This is a genomic window from Photobacterium sp. GSS17, assembly GCF_028621875.1.
Taxonomy (GTDB): Bacteria; Pseudomonadota; Gammaproteobacteria; order Enterobacterales; family Vibrionaceae; genus Photobacterium; species Photobacterium ganghwense.
In genome coordinates, this window is the sequence record NZ_CP117517.1 from 2849759 (window position 1) to 2867758 (window position 18000).

17 protein-coding genes are annotated in these 18000 nt (G+C 53.5%); 9 read left to right on the plus strand and 8 right to left on the minus strand.

Annotated elements, in window-relative coordinates:
• Window positions 1–3: 3 nt before the first annotated feature.
• Entirely contained in the window at window positions 4–189 is a 186-nt protein-coding gene (locus PGW97_RS12825) for a sulfurtransferase TusA family protein (RefSeq protein WP_443147104.1), read from the minus strand.
• Between the two features lie 226 nt (window positions 190–415).
• On the opposite strand from PGW97_RS12825, the gene PGW97_RS12830 reads away from it, so the two are divergent.
• The 4 genes from PGW97_RS12830 to PGW97_RS12845 all read left to right on the plus strand — a co-directional run bounded on the left by PGW97_RS12830 (window position 416) and on the right by PGW97_RS12845 (window position 3462).
• Complete coding sequence (locus PGW97_RS12830; RefSeq protein WP_273857455.1) at window positions 416–1870, plus strand: tetratricopeptide repeat protein; 1455 nt, start codon at window positions 416–418, stop codon at window positions 1868–1870.
• Between the two features lie 177 nt (window positions 1871–2047).
• Window positions 2048–2398, plus strand: a complete 351-nt coding sequence (gene arsC, locus PGW97_RS12835; protein WP_217391841.1) for an arsenate reductase (glutaredoxin) — start codon at window positions 2048–2050, stop codon at window positions 2396–2398.
• 8 nt (window positions 2399–2406) lie between these two features.
• A complete protein-coding gene (gene wrbA, locus PGW97_RS12840; protein WP_047886799.1) occupies window positions 2407–2985 on the plus strand; it encodes an NAD(P)H:quinone oxidoreductase in 579 nt (192 codons plus the stop codon).
• Between the two features lie 45 nt (window positions 2986–3030).
• The gene (locus PGW97_RS12845) at window positions 3031–3462 is read left to right on the plus strand and encodes a DUF2069 domain-containing protein (protein ID WP_047886800.1); all 432 of its coding nucleotides are present in this window, start codon (window positions 3031–3033) and stop codon (window positions 3460–3462) included.
• Window positions 3463–3588: 126 nt separating this feature from the next.
• Here the strand turns inward: PGW97_RS12845 and PGW97_RS12850 are convergent, their stop codons facing one another.
• On the minus strand, window positions 3589–4737 hold the full coding sequence (locus PGW97_RS12850; RefSeq protein WP_273857456.1) for a DUF2066 domain-containing protein: 1149 nt from the start codon (window positions 4735–4737) through the stop codon (window positions 3589–3591).
• 299 nt (window positions 4738–5036) lie between these two features.
• Here PGW97_RS12850 and PGW97_RS12855 point away from each other — a divergent pair, with 299 nt between their 5' ends.
• A complete protein-coding gene (locus tag PGW97_RS12855; RefSeq protein WP_047886801.1) occupies window positions 5037–6293 on the plus strand; it encodes a uracil-xanthine permease family protein in 1257 nt (418 codons plus the stop codon).
• Between the two features lie 370 nt (window positions 6294–6663).
• Here the strand turns inward: PGW97_RS12855 and upp are convergent, their stop codons facing one another.
• Complete coding sequence (gene upp, locus PGW97_RS12860; protein WP_047886802.1) at window positions 6664–7290, minus strand: uracil phosphoribosyltransferase; 627 nt, start codon at window positions 7288–7290, stop codon at window positions 6664–6666.
• Between the two features lie 196 nt (window positions 7291–7486).
• Between upp and purM the strand changes: the two genes are divergently transcribed.
• Window positions 7487–8527 carry a phosphoribosylformylglycinamidine cyclo-ligase gene (purM, locus tag PGW97_RS12865; RefSeq protein WP_047886803.1) on the plus strand — a complete coding sequence of 347 codons (1041 nt, stop codon included), beginning with the start codon at window positions 7487–7489 and terminating at the stop codon, window positions 8525–8527.
• A gap of 4 nt (window positions 8528–8531) precedes the next feature.
• On the plus strand, window positions 8532–9176 hold the full coding sequence (gene purN / locus PGW97_RS12870; RefSeq protein ID WP_217391837.1) for a phosphoribosylglycinamide formyltransferase: 645 nt from the start codon (window positions 8532–8534) through the stop codon (window positions 9174–9176).
• Window positions 9177–9238: 62 nt separating this feature from the next.
• Here the strand turns inward: purN and PGW97_RS12875 are convergent, their stop codons facing one another.
• From PGW97_RS12875 to dauA, 3 genes are all read right to left on the minus strand, one after another.
• Window positions 9239–10048, minus strand: a complete 810-nt coding sequence (locus tag PGW97_RS12875) for a class II glutamine amidotransferase (protein WP_047886805.1) — start codon at window positions 10046–10048, stop codon at window positions 9239–9241.
• Between the two features lie 39 nt (window positions 10049–10087).
• Complete coding sequence (lpcA, locus tag PGW97_RS12880) at window positions 10088–10666, minus strand: D-sedoheptulose 7-phosphate isomerase (protein WP_047886806.1); 579 nt, start codon at window positions 10664–10666, stop codon at window positions 10088–10090.
• A 62-nt stretch (window positions 10667–10728) separates the two neighbouring features.
• Window positions 10729–12447 carry a C4-dicarboxylic acid transporter DauA gene (gene dauA / locus PGW97_RS12885; protein WP_207103489.1) on the minus strand — a complete coding sequence of 573 codons (1719 nt, stop codon included), beginning with the start codon at window positions 12445–12447 and terminating at the stop codon, window positions 10729–10731.
• A 481-nt stretch (window positions 12448–12928) separates the two neighbouring features.
• Here dauA and fadE point away from each other — a divergent pair, with 481 nt between their 5' ends.
• Entirely contained in the window at window positions 12929–15379 is a 2451-nt protein-coding gene (fadE, locus tag PGW97_RS12890; RefSeq protein ID WP_273857457.1) for an acyl-CoA dehydrogenase FadE, read from the plus strand.
• 116 nt (window positions 15380–15495) lie between these two features.
• On the opposite strand, the gene PGW97_RS12895 is transcribed toward fadE, so the two are convergent.
• Window positions 15496–16737: a TIGR03503 family protein gene (locus tag PGW97_RS12895; protein WP_273857458.1), complete on the minus strand. Its 1242-nt coding sequence runs from the start codon at window positions 16735–16737 to the stop codon at window positions 15496–15498.
• An 8-nt stretch (window positions 16738–16745) separates the two neighbouring features.
• The gene (dnaQ, locus tag PGW97_RS12900) at window positions 16746–17474 is read right to left on the minus strand and encodes a DNA polymerase III subunit epsilon (protein WP_273857459.1); all 729 of its coding nucleotides are present in this window, start codon (window positions 17472–17474) and stop codon (window positions 16746–16748) included.
• A 52-nt stretch (window positions 17475–17526) separates the two neighbouring features.
• On the opposite strand from dnaQ, the gene rnhA reads away from it, so the two are divergent.
• Window positions 17527–17991: a ribonuclease HI gene (rnhA, locus tag PGW97_RS12905; RefSeq protein WP_047886812.1), complete on the plus strand. Its 465-nt coding sequence runs from the start codon at window positions 17527–17529 to the stop codon at window positions 17989–17991.
• Window positions 17992–18000: the final 9 nt, after the last annotated feature.

Below are 18000 nucleotides of genomic sequence, written 5' to 3' on the forward strand. Positions count from 1 at the left end.
TGATTACAACCCTTTGGTCACAATGATTTCCAGTACCTGGTGATTATCCACCCGGACCTCGATAGTAAAACCATGATTAGATAGGTAGCGGGGTATATCTTGCCTTGCCCCCGTGTCAGTCACATGAATTTCCATTGACTCGCCGCTGTGCAGGTTTTGTACAGCACGTTTGGCCAATAATAATGCCATCGGGCACCTTTCTGCCGTCAGATTCAGCAAGGCTCTTTCCATTCCGGTATACTGACAATTATCTTCCATCGGGTTATTGTAAATGACAAGTAGGCGACAAAAAAGAAACCTGTGACAGGTTTAACGGTCATATTACCTTGTAATACAGTCCTTATTCAGGTTTTATGAACCTCGCGATCACCGCGAGTGCAACTCTACGTTAAAGAAGGCAGTACGAATTATTACTATGTTTCGATTCGCCAAGGCGCCAGCCTGTCTCCTGATCGGTACGTTGCTGGGCACCAGCCTGCCAAGCCCGGCCAACGAATTTAATGACCTTCCCGAAATCGGGACGGCAGCCGCCTCCACCCTGAGCATTGAAAAAGAGCTCCAGTACGGCGACGCCTACATGCGTATGATCCGAGCCAAAATGCCGGTGATTACCGATCCGCTGCTCTCTGAGTATATTCAGGATCTTGGCCATCGCCTGGTCGCCAATGCCAGTGACGTCCGTACCCCGTTCAGCTTTTTTATGATCCAAAACCGCGCCATTAATGCTTTCGCATTCTTTGGCGGTCATGTCGCCATCCATTCCGGTTTGTTCTTGTATGCCCGTAGCGAAAGTGAGCTGGCGTCTGTTATGGCGCACGAAATAGCCCACGTGACTCAGCGCCATCTGGCGCGCAGCATGGAAGATCAGGCCAAGAAATCACCGGCGACCCTGGCAGCTCTGATTGGCTCCATGATGCTGGCCATCGCCTCACCGGAAGCCGGAATGGCTGCCATTCATGCCACAACAGCCGCCTCGGCGCAGGGGCAAATCAACTATACCCGTAGCAATGAACAGGAAGCTGACCGCATTGGTATCGCGACGCTGGCCAAATCCGGTTTTGAGGCGCAGGCTATGCCGCGTTTCTTTGGTCGCTTGGCAGATCAATACCGCTATGCCAGCAAACCGCCACCCATGCTGCTGACCCACCCCCTGCCGGAATCGCGGATCACCGACAGCCGCAGCCGAGCCAATCAGTATCCCAGCCGTCAGATGAGCGAATCTGAGCGCTACCATCTGGCGCGCGCCCGTATTGTCGCTCGTTACGCCGGGCTGGACAGCAAAGCTGCCCTTGGCTGGTTTGACCGTGAAATGAAAAGTGCCGATGCGGTGGTACGTACTGCTCTCAATTACGGCAAGGCGCTAGTGTACATCGACAACGATAATTACCCTCAGGCCCACGCTTTGCTGGATCCGTTATTGGCCAGTGATCCGGGAAACCGGTTTTTCATCGATTCGGCTACCGATCTGGATCTGAAGCAAAAGCAGTACGACAAAGCCATCAGACGCCTGGAAACAGCCCTGAAAGCTAACCCAGATAACAAGGTATTACGCCTTAACCTGGCTCATGCCCTTCAGGAAGCCGGCAGAATGAACGACAGTGTGCCGATTCTGACCCGCTACACCTATGACAACCCGGACGACTCCAACGGCTGGCATATGTTGTCTCAGGCACAAGCTACGCTGGGACGTCGTGATGCCGAACTGGCTGCCCGAGCGGAAGTGCTGGCCCTGCGCGGCTCCTGGGAAGAGGCAATTCAGCTTTATATTCAGGCCAGTCAAATTGTTGATGTGGACTCATTGGATCAGGCCCGCTATGACGCCCGGATAGACCAGCTCCGTCTGGCTCGCCAGCGTGCCGCGGAACTCTGAGTGATTCCCCTCATCTCCTGCCACCCGGCAGGAGATGTGATCCGCCTGGCATTGCGCTGGCCTCAAGCCCTGCTCCCCTGCCGCTTCCCCCTGATTCGGTATACAATACGCCTCAAAATCTGCTCGGCTCCCGGCCTGAACGCGGGAGCGGATAAGCCTCAAAAAGGAAGAATAACTATGTCAGTCACTATCTATCACAACCCACGTTGCTCTAAGAGCCGTGAAACTCTGGCCCTGCTGGAAGAAAAAGGTATCGCTCCGACTATCGTGAAATATCTGGATGAAACGCCGTCGATTGAGCAGCTTCAGACGCTGCTTAGCCAACTGGGCTATGGATCAGCACGTGAGATGATGCGTACCAAGGAAAGCCTGTACAAAGAGCTGAACCTGGACGGCGACAACGTGACCGAGCAGCAACTGTTTGAAGCCATGGCCGCCAACCCGAAACTGATTGAACGTCCAATCGTGGTCAATGGTGACAAAGCGGCAATGGGCCGTCCGCCAGAGCAAGTGCTCGACATCCTGTAAGCGCCAGTATGAAAAGCCTTCTGGTTCTTTACTACAGCCGTCACGGCAATACCCGCCAACTGGCACGCCAGATTGCCCGTGGGATAGAACAGGTTGACGGCTGTGAAGCCATGCTTCGCACCGTGGCTGACATCGACAGTCAGGGTAACAGTGCGCAGGATTCCGATAGTGATCCGCTGGTCAGTCAGGCCGATCTGCAACAGTGTATCGGCCTTGCGATGGGCAGTCCGGTGCGGTTTGGTAACATGGCCGCCCCCCTGAAGCATTTCTGGGACACGACCAGCCGGGAATGGCTTGGTGGGACACTGATCGGCAAGCCTGCCTGTGTGTTTACCTCGTCATCATCAATGCACGGTGGGCAGGAAACGACACTTCAGTCGATGATGCTGCCCCTGCTGCATCACGGCATGCTGATCGTCGGGATCCCGTATTCAGAGCCGGCGCTGCATACCACCCAGTCAGGCGGAACTCCTTACGGACCATCCCACTTCAACACCGGGGAAAGCCGTCAGCTGAGCCGGGAAGAATGCGAGTTGGCTCAGGCCTGTGGCAAACGCCTGGCCGAAGCGGCCCTGAAACTAATGTAAGCCGTCCCGTTAGGGACAACACGGTCATACTGAAGGATGCGTACCATGACCCCCATGAGTCAACACACTCGCCGCCTGCGCCTGGGCGCCTTAACCGCTTACCTGTCACTGATGGTCTGGGTTGGGCTGTGGCAAAGCCTGCTTTCGCCGCACCCGCACCTGAATAGCCTGATCATGGCCGGTGTCTGGATTGTTCCGCTACTGCTGCCGCTCAAAGGCATTCTGGCAGGGAAACCCTATACCCATGCCTGGGCCAATTTTATTCTGATGTTCTACTTTCTCCACGCACTGACCATGCTGTGGGTAGATGAAGGGGAACGCTGGCTCGCTCTGGTTGAACTGCTGATCACCAGTTGTGCTTTCGTCGCCAATGCCATGTTTGCCCGCCATCGCGGCCGCGAACTCGGCATCAAACTGAAAAAGTTGTCGGAAGTCGAGAAAGAAGAAAAAGCCCGTCATGAGGGGCCGTCGGCTTAGTAGCTTAGCGACTTAGCGACTTAGCGACTTAGCGACTTAGCGACTTAGCGAAAGATGAAAAATAAAAACGGTGGCATCAGCCACCGTTTTTTTATTACTTTTAGGGTCAATGAACCACTGGCGCAATCAGGCCTGTGGCGCACGCCATTCATACATGCTGACTTGCTTCACCGGTTTCGCGGGGGCAGATAGCGTCTCAGATGAGTCTGTCTGCCCGTCCAGTACGGCTTCTGTTGGCTGAACCTCTGGCTCTGCTGGCATCACAGGCGCTGTGACTTCTGACAGGCGGCTGTTCTGGCTCAGTTCACGCTGGAAGGCTGCTTCCGTACTCAATAGTTTTACGGAAAACTCCACCTGCTCCCCCTGAATGCGATAAGCATTGATTCCGGCCACGGAGCTCAGGTTGGTCATCATGCGCTCAAGGGTAAAGAAATCTTTGGCACTGCGAATATTACTGACCACCACGGCCAGTTGGCCACTCTCATCCCCCCCCAGCGGCACGGCATATTTCACTCCCAGCTGATCGGCCACATGATCCATCATCCGACGAAGCGTTGCCTCCGACGTACCGGATGCCTGTCCTTCAGATGGCGTCACCTTGGTCGCCGCCATTTTTTCCGGGCCTTCTGCATACAGCTGCCAGTTCATGACGTAGTCATCCGGCCCTTTACGGCGGGCGCGAACCACCAGCACCGCTTCCGGCTGGTAGCGCTGGCTGGCTTGTACGATTGGCCCGACAAAACCGCCCCACAAATCCGGGACGCTGATCGCCGTAACGTCCTCAAAGTCCCCGATTGGCATCATGGTCGGCACACCTCTTCGGTCTGCCTCACTCTTCATCCCGGCCAGCAGCGGGTTCCCCGACTGATCCCAGGCAATGTTACGGTTGCTTTCCGCGTCTTCAACCAGCCAGACCAGCACATTTGGGCGCTGTTCACCCCAGAAGGTTGCCTGAGCCTGAGTCAGCAACTGGCGCACACGGTTCCGATCGAAAGTCAGATCCAGGGTACGCTTCCCTTTCAGGTTGCCGTAACCATACTGGCTGACAAACGGGTTACTGTTAGCCAGCGCCTTGGTCACGACGTCATTGTTCACCACTCGGCTCTGTCCCGAGACCTTCACCAGCACCTGTGCAAGGGCATCGCGGCGGGCATTTTGCTCTGACTGGCTGTCAGTATCGGGCAACACAATCCTGGCCTGGTAAAGGTCTGTGACTGTTGCAGCCTGCACAGTCCCGGCCAGCAAGGCCATAAGAAGGAAGGTAAGACGCAGCATAATAAACTCATTTATCATTTAGATTGATTGTTGCACGATGATAAATTGATCCCATTAAATTCGGCAACCAATTGTAGGAAAAATCCGGACATGACGGCATTTTTATGCCATCGCTTTTATTCATATTTAGCCAAAATGGCGACAAATACGTCAAGGCTGCGTCAGTTATTCTTTCCCCAAACACCCACCCAGCGACATTTTGCCTTTATTCACTACTTTCTCAGTGGAGAATTAGGCAAACGATTTCTTCTGTGCTAACATTCCGCGATTTTTTTACAGCTAGGATGGGAAATATACAAATGATGCAGATATTACAAGGTGCTCAGATGCTCTTTGTTGCATTCGGGGCATTGGTTCTGGTTCCGCTACTTACCGGTCTGGACCCCAACGTTGCGCTCTTCGGTGCCGGTCTAGGTACCCTCCTGTTCCAAGTCATTACTAAACGCTCTGTCCCTATTTTCCTCGCTTCCTCTTTCGCGTTTATTGCTCCTATCATGTACGGTGTTCAAACCTGGGGTATCCCGGCAACCATGGGTGGCCTGATGATGGCCGGTGTGGTGTACATCTGTATGGGTGGCATAATCAAAGTGCGCGGTGTCGGTATTATTCACAAGCTGCTGCCACCAGTGGTGGTCGGGCCAGTCATTATGGTCATCGGGCTGGGTCTGGCACCTGCGGCGGTGAACATGGCGCTGGGTAAAACCGGTGACGGTGCGGTTCAACTGATCGACGGCAATGCTGCGCTGTGGATTTCTTCTGTCTCGCTGCTGGTGACCATTTTCTTCAGCGTGTTCGCCCGTGGCTTCCTGAAGCTTGTGCCGATTATGGCGGGTATCGTCGCCGGTTACGTGACGGCACTGGTCTACGGTGTGGTTGACTTTACTGCGGTACAACAGGCCTCCTGGCTGGCCATGCCAAACTTCACATACCCTGAGTTTAATATCAATGCCATGCTGTTCATGATTCCGGTAGCAATTGCGCCGGCCGTTGAGCACGTCGGGGATATGCTGGCTATTTCTAACGTGACCGGTAAAGACTACCTGAAGAAGCCGGGTTTGCACCGCACCATGACCGGTGACGGGGTGGCAACCATGGCTGCTTCGCTGTTCGGTGCGCCGCCAAACACCACTTACTCTGAAGTTACCGGTGCCGTTATGCTGACCAAAGCCTACAACCCGGTAATCATGACCTGGGCCGCAGTCACTGCGCTGGTACTGGCTTTTGTCGGTAAGCTGGGCGCCATTCTGCAAACCATCCCAGTACCGGTAATGGGCGGCATCATGATTCTGCTGTTCGGTTCAATCGCAACCGTCGGCCTGAACACGCTGATCAAAAACCAGGTGGATCTGCATAAATCACGCAACCTGGTGATTGTTGCCGTTACTCTGGTATTCGGGATTGGCGGTATGGCCTTTGGGATCGGCGAGTTCAGCCTGCAAGGTGTCAGCCTGTGTGGTATTGTCGCCATTATACTAAACCTGATTCTGCCTGCGGACCTGGGTGAAAATCACGTGGTTGATAATGCGCAGCTGGACAGCGCGCAAGACTCGAAATAATTCTTCACACTAGCGTTCGCTAGTACATAAGAGCTGCCTTCGGGCAGCTCTTTTTGTTTACAGCAAAATTGACACTGAGGGCAGCAACGCGAGAAGTTGTCGTGTATGGCGGATAAACCGCGTGTAACATTGCCACGGTCACACTCAGTGAAGATGTCGCTATAATAGATAGAGCTATATGATAGAGCGGTATGACGGAGCTGTAGTTGTAGTTGTAGCGACATGGTATAGCTCGACGCGGTTTCACTCAGGCTCAGGATACCCTGACTCACTTTCCCATCCCGCTTATGCCTATATCTCGATAGCGCAAAAATTACAGACATAAAAAAGCCGGCAATCGCCGGCTTTTTCTGAATTCTCCGTCTGACAATTACTTCGTACCGAAGATCTTGTCACCAGCATCGCCCAGACCAGGAACGATGTAGCCTTTGTCATTCAGTTTCTCATCGATAGCTGCCGTGTACAGCTCAACGTCCGGGTGAGCTTTTTCCAGCGCCGCAATGCCTTCCGGCGCCGCAACCAGTACCAGCACTTTAATGGATTTACAGCCGTGCTCTTTCAGCAGGTCGATCGTCGCGATCATTGAGCCACCTGTTGCCAGCATTGGGTCAACGACCAGCGCCATACGCTCATCAATGTTAGAAGCCAGTTTGTGGAAGTAAGGAACAGGTTCCAGCGTTTCCTCGTCGCGGTAAATCCCGACGGTTGAAATACGAGCACTTGGCATGTGCTCCAGCACGCCATCCATCATACCCAGACCGGCACGCAGAATTGGCACAACGGTAACTTTCTTGCCTTTGATCTGGTCAACTTCAACGGGACCGTTCCAGCCCTCAATAGTCACTTTTTCTGTTTCGAAGTCTGCCGTCGCTTCGTAAGTCAGCAGGCTGCCGACTTCTGTTGCTAGCTCACGGAAACGCTTAGTGCTGATGTCACCTTCGCGCATAAGACCAATCTTATGTTTTACCAGTGGGTGTTTTACCTCAACGACTTTCATTTCTGACTCCTAAGCTAACAAAATTTCAAAAAATCGCACTATTATACACTAGACCAATACGGTTCTGGTAGGGGCTAGCCTTGCGTTTGGTCAGGAAATACCCTCTCACAATATTTGACGCAAACGTTTTCCTTTCCGCCCTGAGTGCTGTTATCATACCCCCGCTTTTTTACTTTAATACGTTGAGGGACCTCCTGTGAGCGGCAATAACTCTTCTCTTAGTTACAAAGATGCTGGTGTTGATATCGATGCAGGTAATGCATTAGTTGATCGTATTAAAGGGGTGGTAAAACGCACCCACCGTCCTGAAGTGATGGGCGGTATCGGCGGATTTGGTGCGTTGTGTGCGTTGCCGACTAAGTATAAGGAGCCAGTGCTGGTGTCCGGTACAGACGGTGTGGGTACCAAGCTGCGTCTGGCAATGGATCTGAACAAACATGACACGATCGGGATTGATCTGGTGGCCATGTGTGTCAACGACCTGATTGTACAGGGCGCTGAACCGCTGTTCTTCCTGGACTACTACGCAACAGGCAAACTGGATGTCGACACTGCCGCTCAGGTTGTTGCCGGTATCGGTGAAGGGTGTGTGCAGTCTGGTTGTGCGTTGATCGGCGGTGAAACGGCTGAAATGCCGGGCATGTACCACGGCGAAGACTACGATGTAGCAGGCTTCTGCGTGGGTGTGGTGGAAAAAGAAGAGATTATCGACGGCAGTAAAGTACAAGCCGGCGATGCCCTGATTGCGGTTGCCTCAAGCGGCCCTCACTCTAACGGCTTCTCACTGATTCGTAAAATCATTGAAGTGTCTGCCGCCGACCTGAGCCAGGATCTGGAAGGCAAACCTCTGGCTGACCACCTGCTGGAGCCAACAAAAATTTATGTGAAATCGACTCTGAAGATGATGGAAAGCTGCGATGTTCACGCGATTTCTCACATCACAGGCGGCGGTTTCTGGGAAAATATCCCTCGCGTTCTGCCGCAAGGGACCAAAGCTGTGGTTGACGGTAACAGCTGGGAATGGCCAGCCGTGTTCAACTGGCTGCAGCAAGCCGGTAATGTCGAAACCTACGAAATGTACCGCACTTTCAACTGCGGCGTGGGTCTAGTGATTGCGCTGCCACAAGCTCAGGCTGAACAAGCGATTGCCATTTTAAACGCAGAAGGTGAAAACGCCTGGCTACTGGGTCACATTGCTGAAGCCGGCGCTAACGAAGCACAGGTGGAGATCCTGTAATCGTATGAAAAATATTGTCGTTCTGATCTCCGGTAACGGCTCCAACCTGCAAGCCATTATTGATGCCTGCGAGTCAGGCATCATTGAGAACGCGCGCATAGCGGCCGTTATCTCGAACAAAGCGGATGCATACGGGTTGGAACGGGCTCATCAGGCAGGTATTGATACGCTGCACCTGGCTGCCGGTGATTACACCGATCGTGAAGCCTTTGACCGGGCTATGGCCGACAACATTGATCAGTTCTCACCGGATCTGATCATTCTGGCTGGCTTCATGCGGATTCTGAGTGCCGAGTTCGTTCGTCACTATCAGGGGCGAATGATCAATATTCACCCTTCCCTGCTGCCAAAGTACACCGGGTTGAACACTCACCAGAGAGCCATTGATGCCGGTGATACCGAACATGGCACCAGCGTGCACTTCGTCACGGAAGAGCTTGATGGTGGCCCGGTGATCCTGCAAGCCAAAGTGCCGATTTTCGAGGATGATACCGCCGAGGATGTCATGGCACGCGTACAGCAGCAAGAGCACCGTATCTATCCGGTTGTTGCCAACTGGTGCTTACAGCAGCGAGTCACTATGCAAGGAAACAATGCGGTGTTTGAAGGGGATATCCTGCCAGCGAACGGTTACGCGGCAGAGGACTGAGTAACATTTAATCCCTTTTCTCTGTGTTCCAAAATAAAAAACGCGACCCATGGTCGCGTTTTTTATTTTTTCTTCTCGCCGGAGGTATCAGACTCTAATACCCGGCTGTAAACCGGCTCACCCAGGTGGAACACACTGAATTCCCCTACGCCCATTTTGTGCCAACGCTCATCATTGGTCAGCGGCTGGGTCGCAATCACCGTCACCACATCATTCGGGGTGGTTTCCTGCTGGAAATCAATCGTCACATCTTCATCTATCAGTGACGCCTTACCGAACGGTGCACGTCGGGTAATCCAGTGCAGGTTATTGCTGCAATAAGTCAGTACATACTCACCATTACTCAGCAGCATATTGTAAACCCCCAGTTGTCTCAGGGTGTCACAACATTCGGCCACCAGCGCAAACATCGCATCACAATCCTGCGGGATTTCCGGAAACCGGGCATCCAGCTGATTGAGCAGCCAGCAGAACGCTTTTTCACTGTCCGTTTCGCCAACCGGCTTGAACCGTCCGGTTTCCAGCTGATCATAACCGGTCAGTTGTCCGTTGTGGGCGAACGTCCAGTACTGCCCCCAAAGTTCCCGCGTGAACGGATGAGTATTTTCCAGATTCACCCCGCCCCGGTTAGCCTGCCGAATATGGCTGACCACCGCGCAGCTCTTAATCGGATAGTTCTGAACCAACTCAGCAATACGCGAGTCAAAGCTCGGAGACGGATCTTTAAACGTACGGAATCCCTTTCCTTCGTAAAAGGTGATTCCCCAGCCATCACGGTGCGGGCCGGTTTTACCGCCCCGCTGCATCAGGCCGGTAAAGCTAAAACAAATGTCAGTCGGTACATTGGCACTCATGCCAAGGAGTTCACACATCTTCCGCTATGTCCTAAATCGCTCAGACACCAAGTGGTGTTATGCCGCCATCTCTTTTTCAATCAGCATGATCAGGATGTGGATAATCTTGATATGCACTTCCTGGATACGATCAGCATAGCCAAAATGTGGGACACGGATCTCCACATCCGCCAGTCCGGCCATCTTGCCGCCGTCTTTGCCGGTCAGGGCGATCACTTTCATGCCTTTGGCTTTCGCCGCGTCAATGGCTTTCAGGATGTTGCCGGAGTTGCCGGACGTTGACAGCCCGAACAGGACATCCCCTTTCATTCCCACCGCTTCAAGGTAGCGCGAGAACACATGTTCATAGCCGAAGTCGTTACTGACACAGGACAGATGGCTGGGATCAGAAATCGCAATGCCGGGATAACCCGGACGGTTTTCACGGTATCGCCCTGTCAGCTCTTCCGCAAAATGCATGGCATCACAGTGGGATCCACCGTTACCGCATGACAGTACCTTACCGCCCTGTTTGAATGATTCGGCCAGCAGCTTGGCTGCAGCTTCGATATCAGCAATGTTCTTCTCGTCGCTCAGAAAGCGGTTCAGCACTTCGGCCGCTTCTGTCAACTCTGCGCGGATAATATCTTGGTACATAGGCTCTACTCTGGTTATTCACATACTAAAAGCGGGGCATGATGCCCCGCAGATACATGGCCTTAGCTTGCAGTGTACAAAGAAACCGCCGGAGGTGTCGACTCCTGACCCAGAACATTGTGAGTCTGACTCGCCAAATGCTCACGTAATGACTCTGTGCTGTGGTAGAGCGCCACATTTTCCAGCGCCAGCACACCGGCCGAGGTCAGCTTTTGCTCGATATGCGGTGCCACACCCAACAGGTACACAGGGTAGTCACGCACTCGCTCAAGGGCATATTCCAACGCGTGAATCGCGGTGATATCAATGGTGGTCACATCGCTCAAATCCATCACCACCGCACGGGTCTCAGGCGCCGCCCGTTCAATCACTGACAACGCTTTCTCACTGGCGGCAAAAAACAGCGGGCCGTTAATGTCATACACCACCACATCTTCCCCAAAATTCAGGTGTGAGTGAGTACTTCCCACTTTTTCGACGGTGGTCAGCGAGGCTATACGCTGAATAAACAGCAAACCCGCCAGCAGCAGCCCGACGACCACTGCGACAACCATGTCAAACACAACCGTCAGGGTGAAGCAGGTCATCAGCACCGCAATATCGCGGCGAGGCGCCACCTTGAGCGTATGCACAAAATGGGGTGCTTCAGACATGTTCCAGGCGACCATGATCAGCAGACCGGCCAGGGCACTCATCGGCACAAACGACAGCGCCGGCGCCAGCGCGATCATCGCAGCCAGGACAAACAAGGCATGCACAATGGCTGAAATAGGCGAAAATGCCCCGGCGCGAATGTTCGTCGCGGTACGGGCAATGGCGGCAGTGGCCGGAATCCCGCCAAAGAACGGAACCACCATGTTTGCCAGCCCCTGGCCGACCAGCTCAGAGTTCGGATTATGCTTGGTGCCGGTCATCCCATCCGCGACAACCGCACACAGCAGCGATTCAATACAACCCAGCATGGCAATGGTGAACGCGGCTGGTAGCAGTTCCACCACCAGCGACCAGCTGAACTGGCCTTCCTGCCAAGGCAACACCAGTTGCGGCAGCACCTGCGGAATCCCCTGCCCGATCAAATCACCAATCTGGTACTGGAATTTTTCGCCCAGCAGGCCAACGTGGCCCTGCCCTGACGCATTAACAATCAATGCCACCACAGTACCAGTCAACAGCGCCACCACATGCGCAGGCACTTTCGTTTTGAGCTTCGCCCACAGGATAAAGGCAGCGATGGTCAACCCGCCTACCAGGGCATCGGCCAGGTTAATGGAAGGCATTGCACTGGCATAAGCAACAACTTTTTCCGGAAAGTGGATCGGATTGGTTGCTACGGTCAGGCCAAGCAGATCTTTCAGCTGCAAGAAGGCAATCGTCAGACCGATACCCGCCGTAAAGCCGGTTGTCACCGGATAAGGCACATACGCCACCAGCTGACCAAGCCGCAACAGCCCCATCAGCAGCAGGATCACCCCGGACATCAATGTAGCCAGCATCAACCCTGACAGCCCGTATTGCTGCGTGATCGGCAGCAGAATCACCACAAACGCGGCCGTCGGGCCGGTGATATTAAAACGAGAGCCCCCCAGCAATGCCGCCAGTAACCCCGCGACGATAACAGTGTACAGGCCGTGCTGCGGCGGTACGCCAACGGCAATCGCCAACGCCATCCCCAACGGGATCGCCACCACCCCGACCGTGATACCGGCTATGACATCTGAACGTAAGGTCGAGAAGGAGAATCCTTCCCGCCAGGCCTGTTTCATCGCATTAAATACCAACACGGTTAACCCCTTGCAGACTAAACGGAAACGCAAAAAACCACACTCATGGGGAGTCTGGTTCAGATCTAGATAAGAAAACGAGAAGCTGTCATCCCGAGATAGGGACCCGGCAAGTAGATGTCAGTCGGAATTCGGGAAAGGCAACATTTGGGCAAATCCCGCCTCTGGCAGGCATGCCCTGCTCATAGTTTACCCGCTCTAGCGGAGAAAAAACGAGCAAATACGTGATCAACATCACCATATGTTAATTGTATGAGGAATTTTCTCAAGCCGTAATTTGCCCCGGACTGATCTTGATCAAACCGAGGCTCTGCAAGGGCTGACAAGACATCTTTACGTAACCGGTCAATTTCAGAACAGAAAAACATTTTACATTTCATTAAAAATCAAATTACACTTATCACAAGTGGTAAGACCTCTTACCTTAATAAAAACGTACCCGCTACAATAATAATGAAACGCCCATATAAGGAGATTGAACATGGTAACACTTGTGTACCTGCTAGGGCTGCTCGGTCTGACCGGTGTACTCGCATACCACCGCGCCAACCTGAAAACCTTTACTATCGCGATCGCCGCAGCCCTTATTCTGGGAACCCTGCTGGATATCGTCGGTCAGTACAGCTGGTTGCTGTTCCTGCTGGTTGCCGTACCGTTAAACATGACTACGCTGCGTCGTTCCCTGCTCAGCCGCCCTGCACTGAAAGCTTTCAAAGGCGTAATGCCGGAAATGTCGCGCACGGAAAAAGAAGCGATCGATGCCGGGACGGTCTGGTGGGAAGCCGATCTGTTCCGTGGCGCACCGAACTGGGACAAGCTACATGACATCCCGGCTCCGCGTCTGAGCCCGGAAGAAAAAGCATTTCTCGACGGTCCGGTCAACGAAGTGTGCCGCATGGTGAACGATTTTCAGGTTACTCATGAGCTGGCAGATCTACCGCCGGAAGTGTGGCAGTACCTGAAAGATCATAAATTTTTCGCCATGATCATCAAAAAAGAATACGGTGGTCTGGAGTTTTCCGCTTACGCGCAATCGCTGGTTCTGCAGAAGCTGACCGGTGTCTCCGGCGTGCTGTCGTCAACCGTTGGCGTCCCAAACTCTCTGGGTCCCGGTGAGTTGCTGCAACATTACGGCACCCAGGATCAAAAAGATTACTACCTGCCGCGTCTGGCTGAAGGTAAAGAAATTCCCTGTTTTGCTCTGACCAGCCCGGAAGCCGGGTCTGATGCCGGGTCAATACCTGATTTCGGTATTGTGAAAAAAGGTCACTGGCAGGGAGAGGAAGTGCTGGGGATGGAGCTGACCTGGAACAAGCGCTACATCACGCTGGCACCGGTCGCCACCGTTCTGGGTCTGGCCTTCAAACTCTATGACCCTGAGCACCTGCTGGGTGATCAGGAGGATCTCGGTATTACCTGTGCCCTGATCCCAACAGATATTGACGGTGTAGAGATTGGCCGTCGCCACTTCCCACTGAACGTTCCGTTCCAGAACGGTCCGACTCAGGGCGATAAAGTGTTCGTGCCGATTGATTTCATCATCGGTGGTCAGGACATGGCGGGTCAAGGCTGGCGTATGCTGGTTGAGTGCCTGTCAGTCGGCCGTGGTATCACGCTGCCGTCGAACTCAACCGGCGGACTGAAAAGCGCGGCGCTGGCAACCGGGGCGTACGCCCGTATTCGTCGCCAGTTCAAACTGCCAATCGGTAAAATGGAAGGGATTGAAGAGCCACTGGCACGGATTGGCGGTAATGCTTACGTGCTGGATGCGGCCAGCAGCCTGACTGTTGCCGGGATTGATTTGGGTGAGAAACCATCCGTGATCTCTGCCATCGTGAAGTATCACTGTACTCACCGCAGCCAGCGTGGCGTTATCGATGCAATGGATATCGTGGGCGGTAAAGGTATCTGTATGGGGCCAAGTAACTTCCTGGCTCGCGGTTATCAGGGTGCTCCGATTGCCGTGACCGTTGAAGGGGCCAACATTCTGACCCGTTCGATGATCATCTTCGGTCAGGGGGCGATCCGCTGCCATCCTTACGTACTGGAAGAAATGAATGCCGCTTACAATGACAACGCCGAAAAAGCCCTGAATGAGTTTGACGGCGCACTGTTCGGTCATGTGGGCTTCGTGATCAGTAACCTGGTTCGATCTTTCTGGCTGGGTCTGAGCGACGGCCGTGGCTCAAAGTCACCGCGTAAAGATGAAACCAAACGTTACTATCAGCAAATCAACCGCTACAGTGCCAACCTGGCGCTTCTGGCGGATATGTCGATGGCCGTACTGGGTGGCTCGCTGAAACGTAAAGAGCGCCTCTCTGCCCGTCTGGGCGATGTGCTGAGTCAGCTTTACCTGGCTTCTGCCACCCTGAAGCGTTACCAGGATGAGGGCTACCAGAAAGACGACCTGCCGCTGCTGCACTGGGGTCTGCAGGACGCCATGTACCAGACTCAGGAAGCGCTGGATGAATTCCTGCGTAATTTCCCGAATCGTCCGATTGCAGCCGTACTGCGTGCCATTGTGTTCCCGCTGGGAATGAGCCGAGTGCGTCCTTCTGACAAACTGGACCACCAGGTTGCCCGTATTCTGCAAACGCCATGTGACAGCCGTAACCGTATCGGCCGGAACCAGTTCCTGGAAGACACCGAGAATTCCGCGGTCGGCAAAATCGAGCGAGCACTGAAAGACATTCTGGCGGCAGAGCCGATCTATGATCGCGTCTGTCAGGCCGCTGGCAAGAAAATGCCTTTCATGCAGCTGGATAAAGTCGCAGATACCGGTCTGGAGCTGAAGGTGATTAACGCGGAAGAAGCAGAGTTACTGCGCCGTGCTGAAGCCGGCCGTCTCGAAACCATCAATGTTGATGACTTCGACCCGCGCGATCTGGCAGCGAAGGCTTACCAGGCTTCGCCAAAAGAAATTGCGGCCTAAACCATCTGCTACAGACAAAAACGTCAGTTAGGGGGGAACCCTGACGAAAAAAGGGAAGCCAGTGGCTTCCCTTTTCTTTGTTCTGCTTGCGCGACTCCATCTGTCGGGGGCAGCCCTCAGGCTTCAGGAATATCCAGCCCCGCATCATTCACGGCTTTCTTGGCTCGCCATTTGCGCCATAGCACCACCAGCAACGCCACCAGTCCGATCACGCCCAGGTTTGCTGCGGCAATCATCTTCCACGCTTTACTGCGCGCCGCTTCACGTTCCGCTTCCATCTGAGCAATTTCAGCCTGCTTGGCTTTAGCTTCCTGCTGCTCCCGGAATGACTCCAGGTTGCGATCCAGCTGAAGTTCAGCCATCACGGCAAAATGGCTCTCCGGCAGTTTAAAAATCAGTTCACGGTTATTGAAGTTATCCGTCGCATAAAGCCAGCCAGACCAGGTATAACGCCCCGGTTTTTTTCCGTTTGGCAGCCAGACCTTCAGATCAACCTCATCGCTTAACGCCGCCTGCTGGCTGATAGTCCGGGTACCGTCAAAGCTGACCTGCTCGATATGAGCGGCAAGCGATCCCGGCTTGATGGCACCTTCCTCGGCATCCACCACAATTTGGTGATACTCATGCCGCCCACGCCCCTGAATAAAGCTGGCGCGCAGTGGTGGTGGATAAACCAGTACTTCCTGCTCAACCGTCCGTAAGAAGATGCCATTGCCAGAGCTCAGGCTAACCCGGTATTTCCCCGGCTGCAATTCCACCGGTAATGCCACCGTAAACACGCCATCTCCCGGCACCTCGTCAAAGCCTAAGCCATCGTCAGCAAACTCCCCTAACGGAATTGGCGACGGCTGGGATTCTTTCGGCAGCGACTCGACATTCTCAATGTATTCGTAGAACACCACCGATAACTTCACCCGATCCAGAAAGTCCCGCATCGTCAATGGCTGGCCATTCTGGGTTAAGCGTGCCGTAAATTTGAGGGTTTCCGACTGATAAAGACGGGAAGGTAACGTGGCAACCTGCAACTGCAGATCTGACAGCACTTTTACCTGATTGGTAGGCGTGACTTTACCGACAGCCTGCCAGGGGCCGGGCATCGGGTTTTCAATGGAGATGATATCCATGCCGGGTTCTTCGTACCAGGACACATTATCCGGATGGCGCCAGGCATAATATTTTTGCCCGTCAGGGCGAACCAGTACAACCGAATGGCTACTCTGTTCACGTTTGACCACAAATGAGACCTGCTTGATGGTCGGGTCAACGCGGAAGCGGTTATCCAGCCATGACATAGCCGCATCGTCGCTTGCCCACGACAACACCGGCAATAATCCAATTAGCCAAGATAATCGCTTCATTGTACCTCTTATAGACGCCACATAACGTCGGCTTTTTTACCTATGATATCCAGACGCTGCTCATGCGCAGATAATTCATCGGCAGATGCTCGAATAACCTTTAGCGCTTTTCGCCCGGACGCCAAGCGTCGGATTTCATTTTCGGTACCAGCATCACTTTCTTCGCCCCCGGCATTCAGCGCCAGCGACGTCTGGCCACCTGTCATCATCAGGTAGACATCAGCCAGAATCTCGGCATCGAGCAAGGCCCCGTGTAGCGTACGGTGCGAGTTGTCTATCCCGTAGCGCGAGCAGAGCACATCAAGGTTGTTCCGTTTCCCCGGAAATAGGCGCTTGGCCATGTCCAGGGTATCGGTGACCTTACAGAAATCGGTCGTTTTTCCTATCGACGCATCCAGCTTGCTGAACTCATAGTCCATAAAGCCGATATCGAAGGGCGCGTTGTGGGCAACCAGCTCGGCGCCACGAATAAACTCCATGAATTCATCATGGATGTCAGCGTAAGTCGGTTTGTCGCGCAAAAATTCATCCGTAATACCGTGAACATCAATGGCTTCCACATCGATATTACGATCCGGCCGGATATAAACATGGAAACTGTTCCCGGTCAGTTTACGGTTAATGATCTCCACGGCACCGATTTCTACAATACGGTGCCCTTCATAGTGAGGACCGGTCATATTCATACCGGTTGTTTCGGTATCAAAGACGATTATGCGTTCATTAGTGGCTTTCATAGCAGCGATTGTGTCAGACTAAAGTTTTCAACTAAGACGAATACTACCAAATATGACCAAGCAGGTAGAAATTTTCACGGATGGATCTTGCCTCGGCAATCCGGGGCCCGGCGGTTACGGCACGGTTTTACGTTATAAACAGCATGAAAAAGAGCTTAGCGAAGGCTTTTTCATGACCACCAATAACCGGATGGAACTGCTGGCCGCCATTGTTGGCCTGGCCTCTCTGAAAGAACCTTGCAAGGTAGACCTGACGACAGACAGTCAGTACGTAAGACAAGGCATTACCCAGTGGATCCACAACTGGAAAAAGCGCGGCTGGAAAACCGCTGACAAAAAACCAGTGAAAAACGCCGATTTATGGCAACGGCTGGATACCGAGACCCAACGCCATCACGTGAACTGGCACTGGGTGAAAGGTCACGCGGGTCACCCTGAGAATGAACGTTGTGACGAACTGGCTCGTACCGCGGCCAATGCCCCGACTCAGGAAGACACCGGGTACCAAGCCTCCTGACCCTAAGCG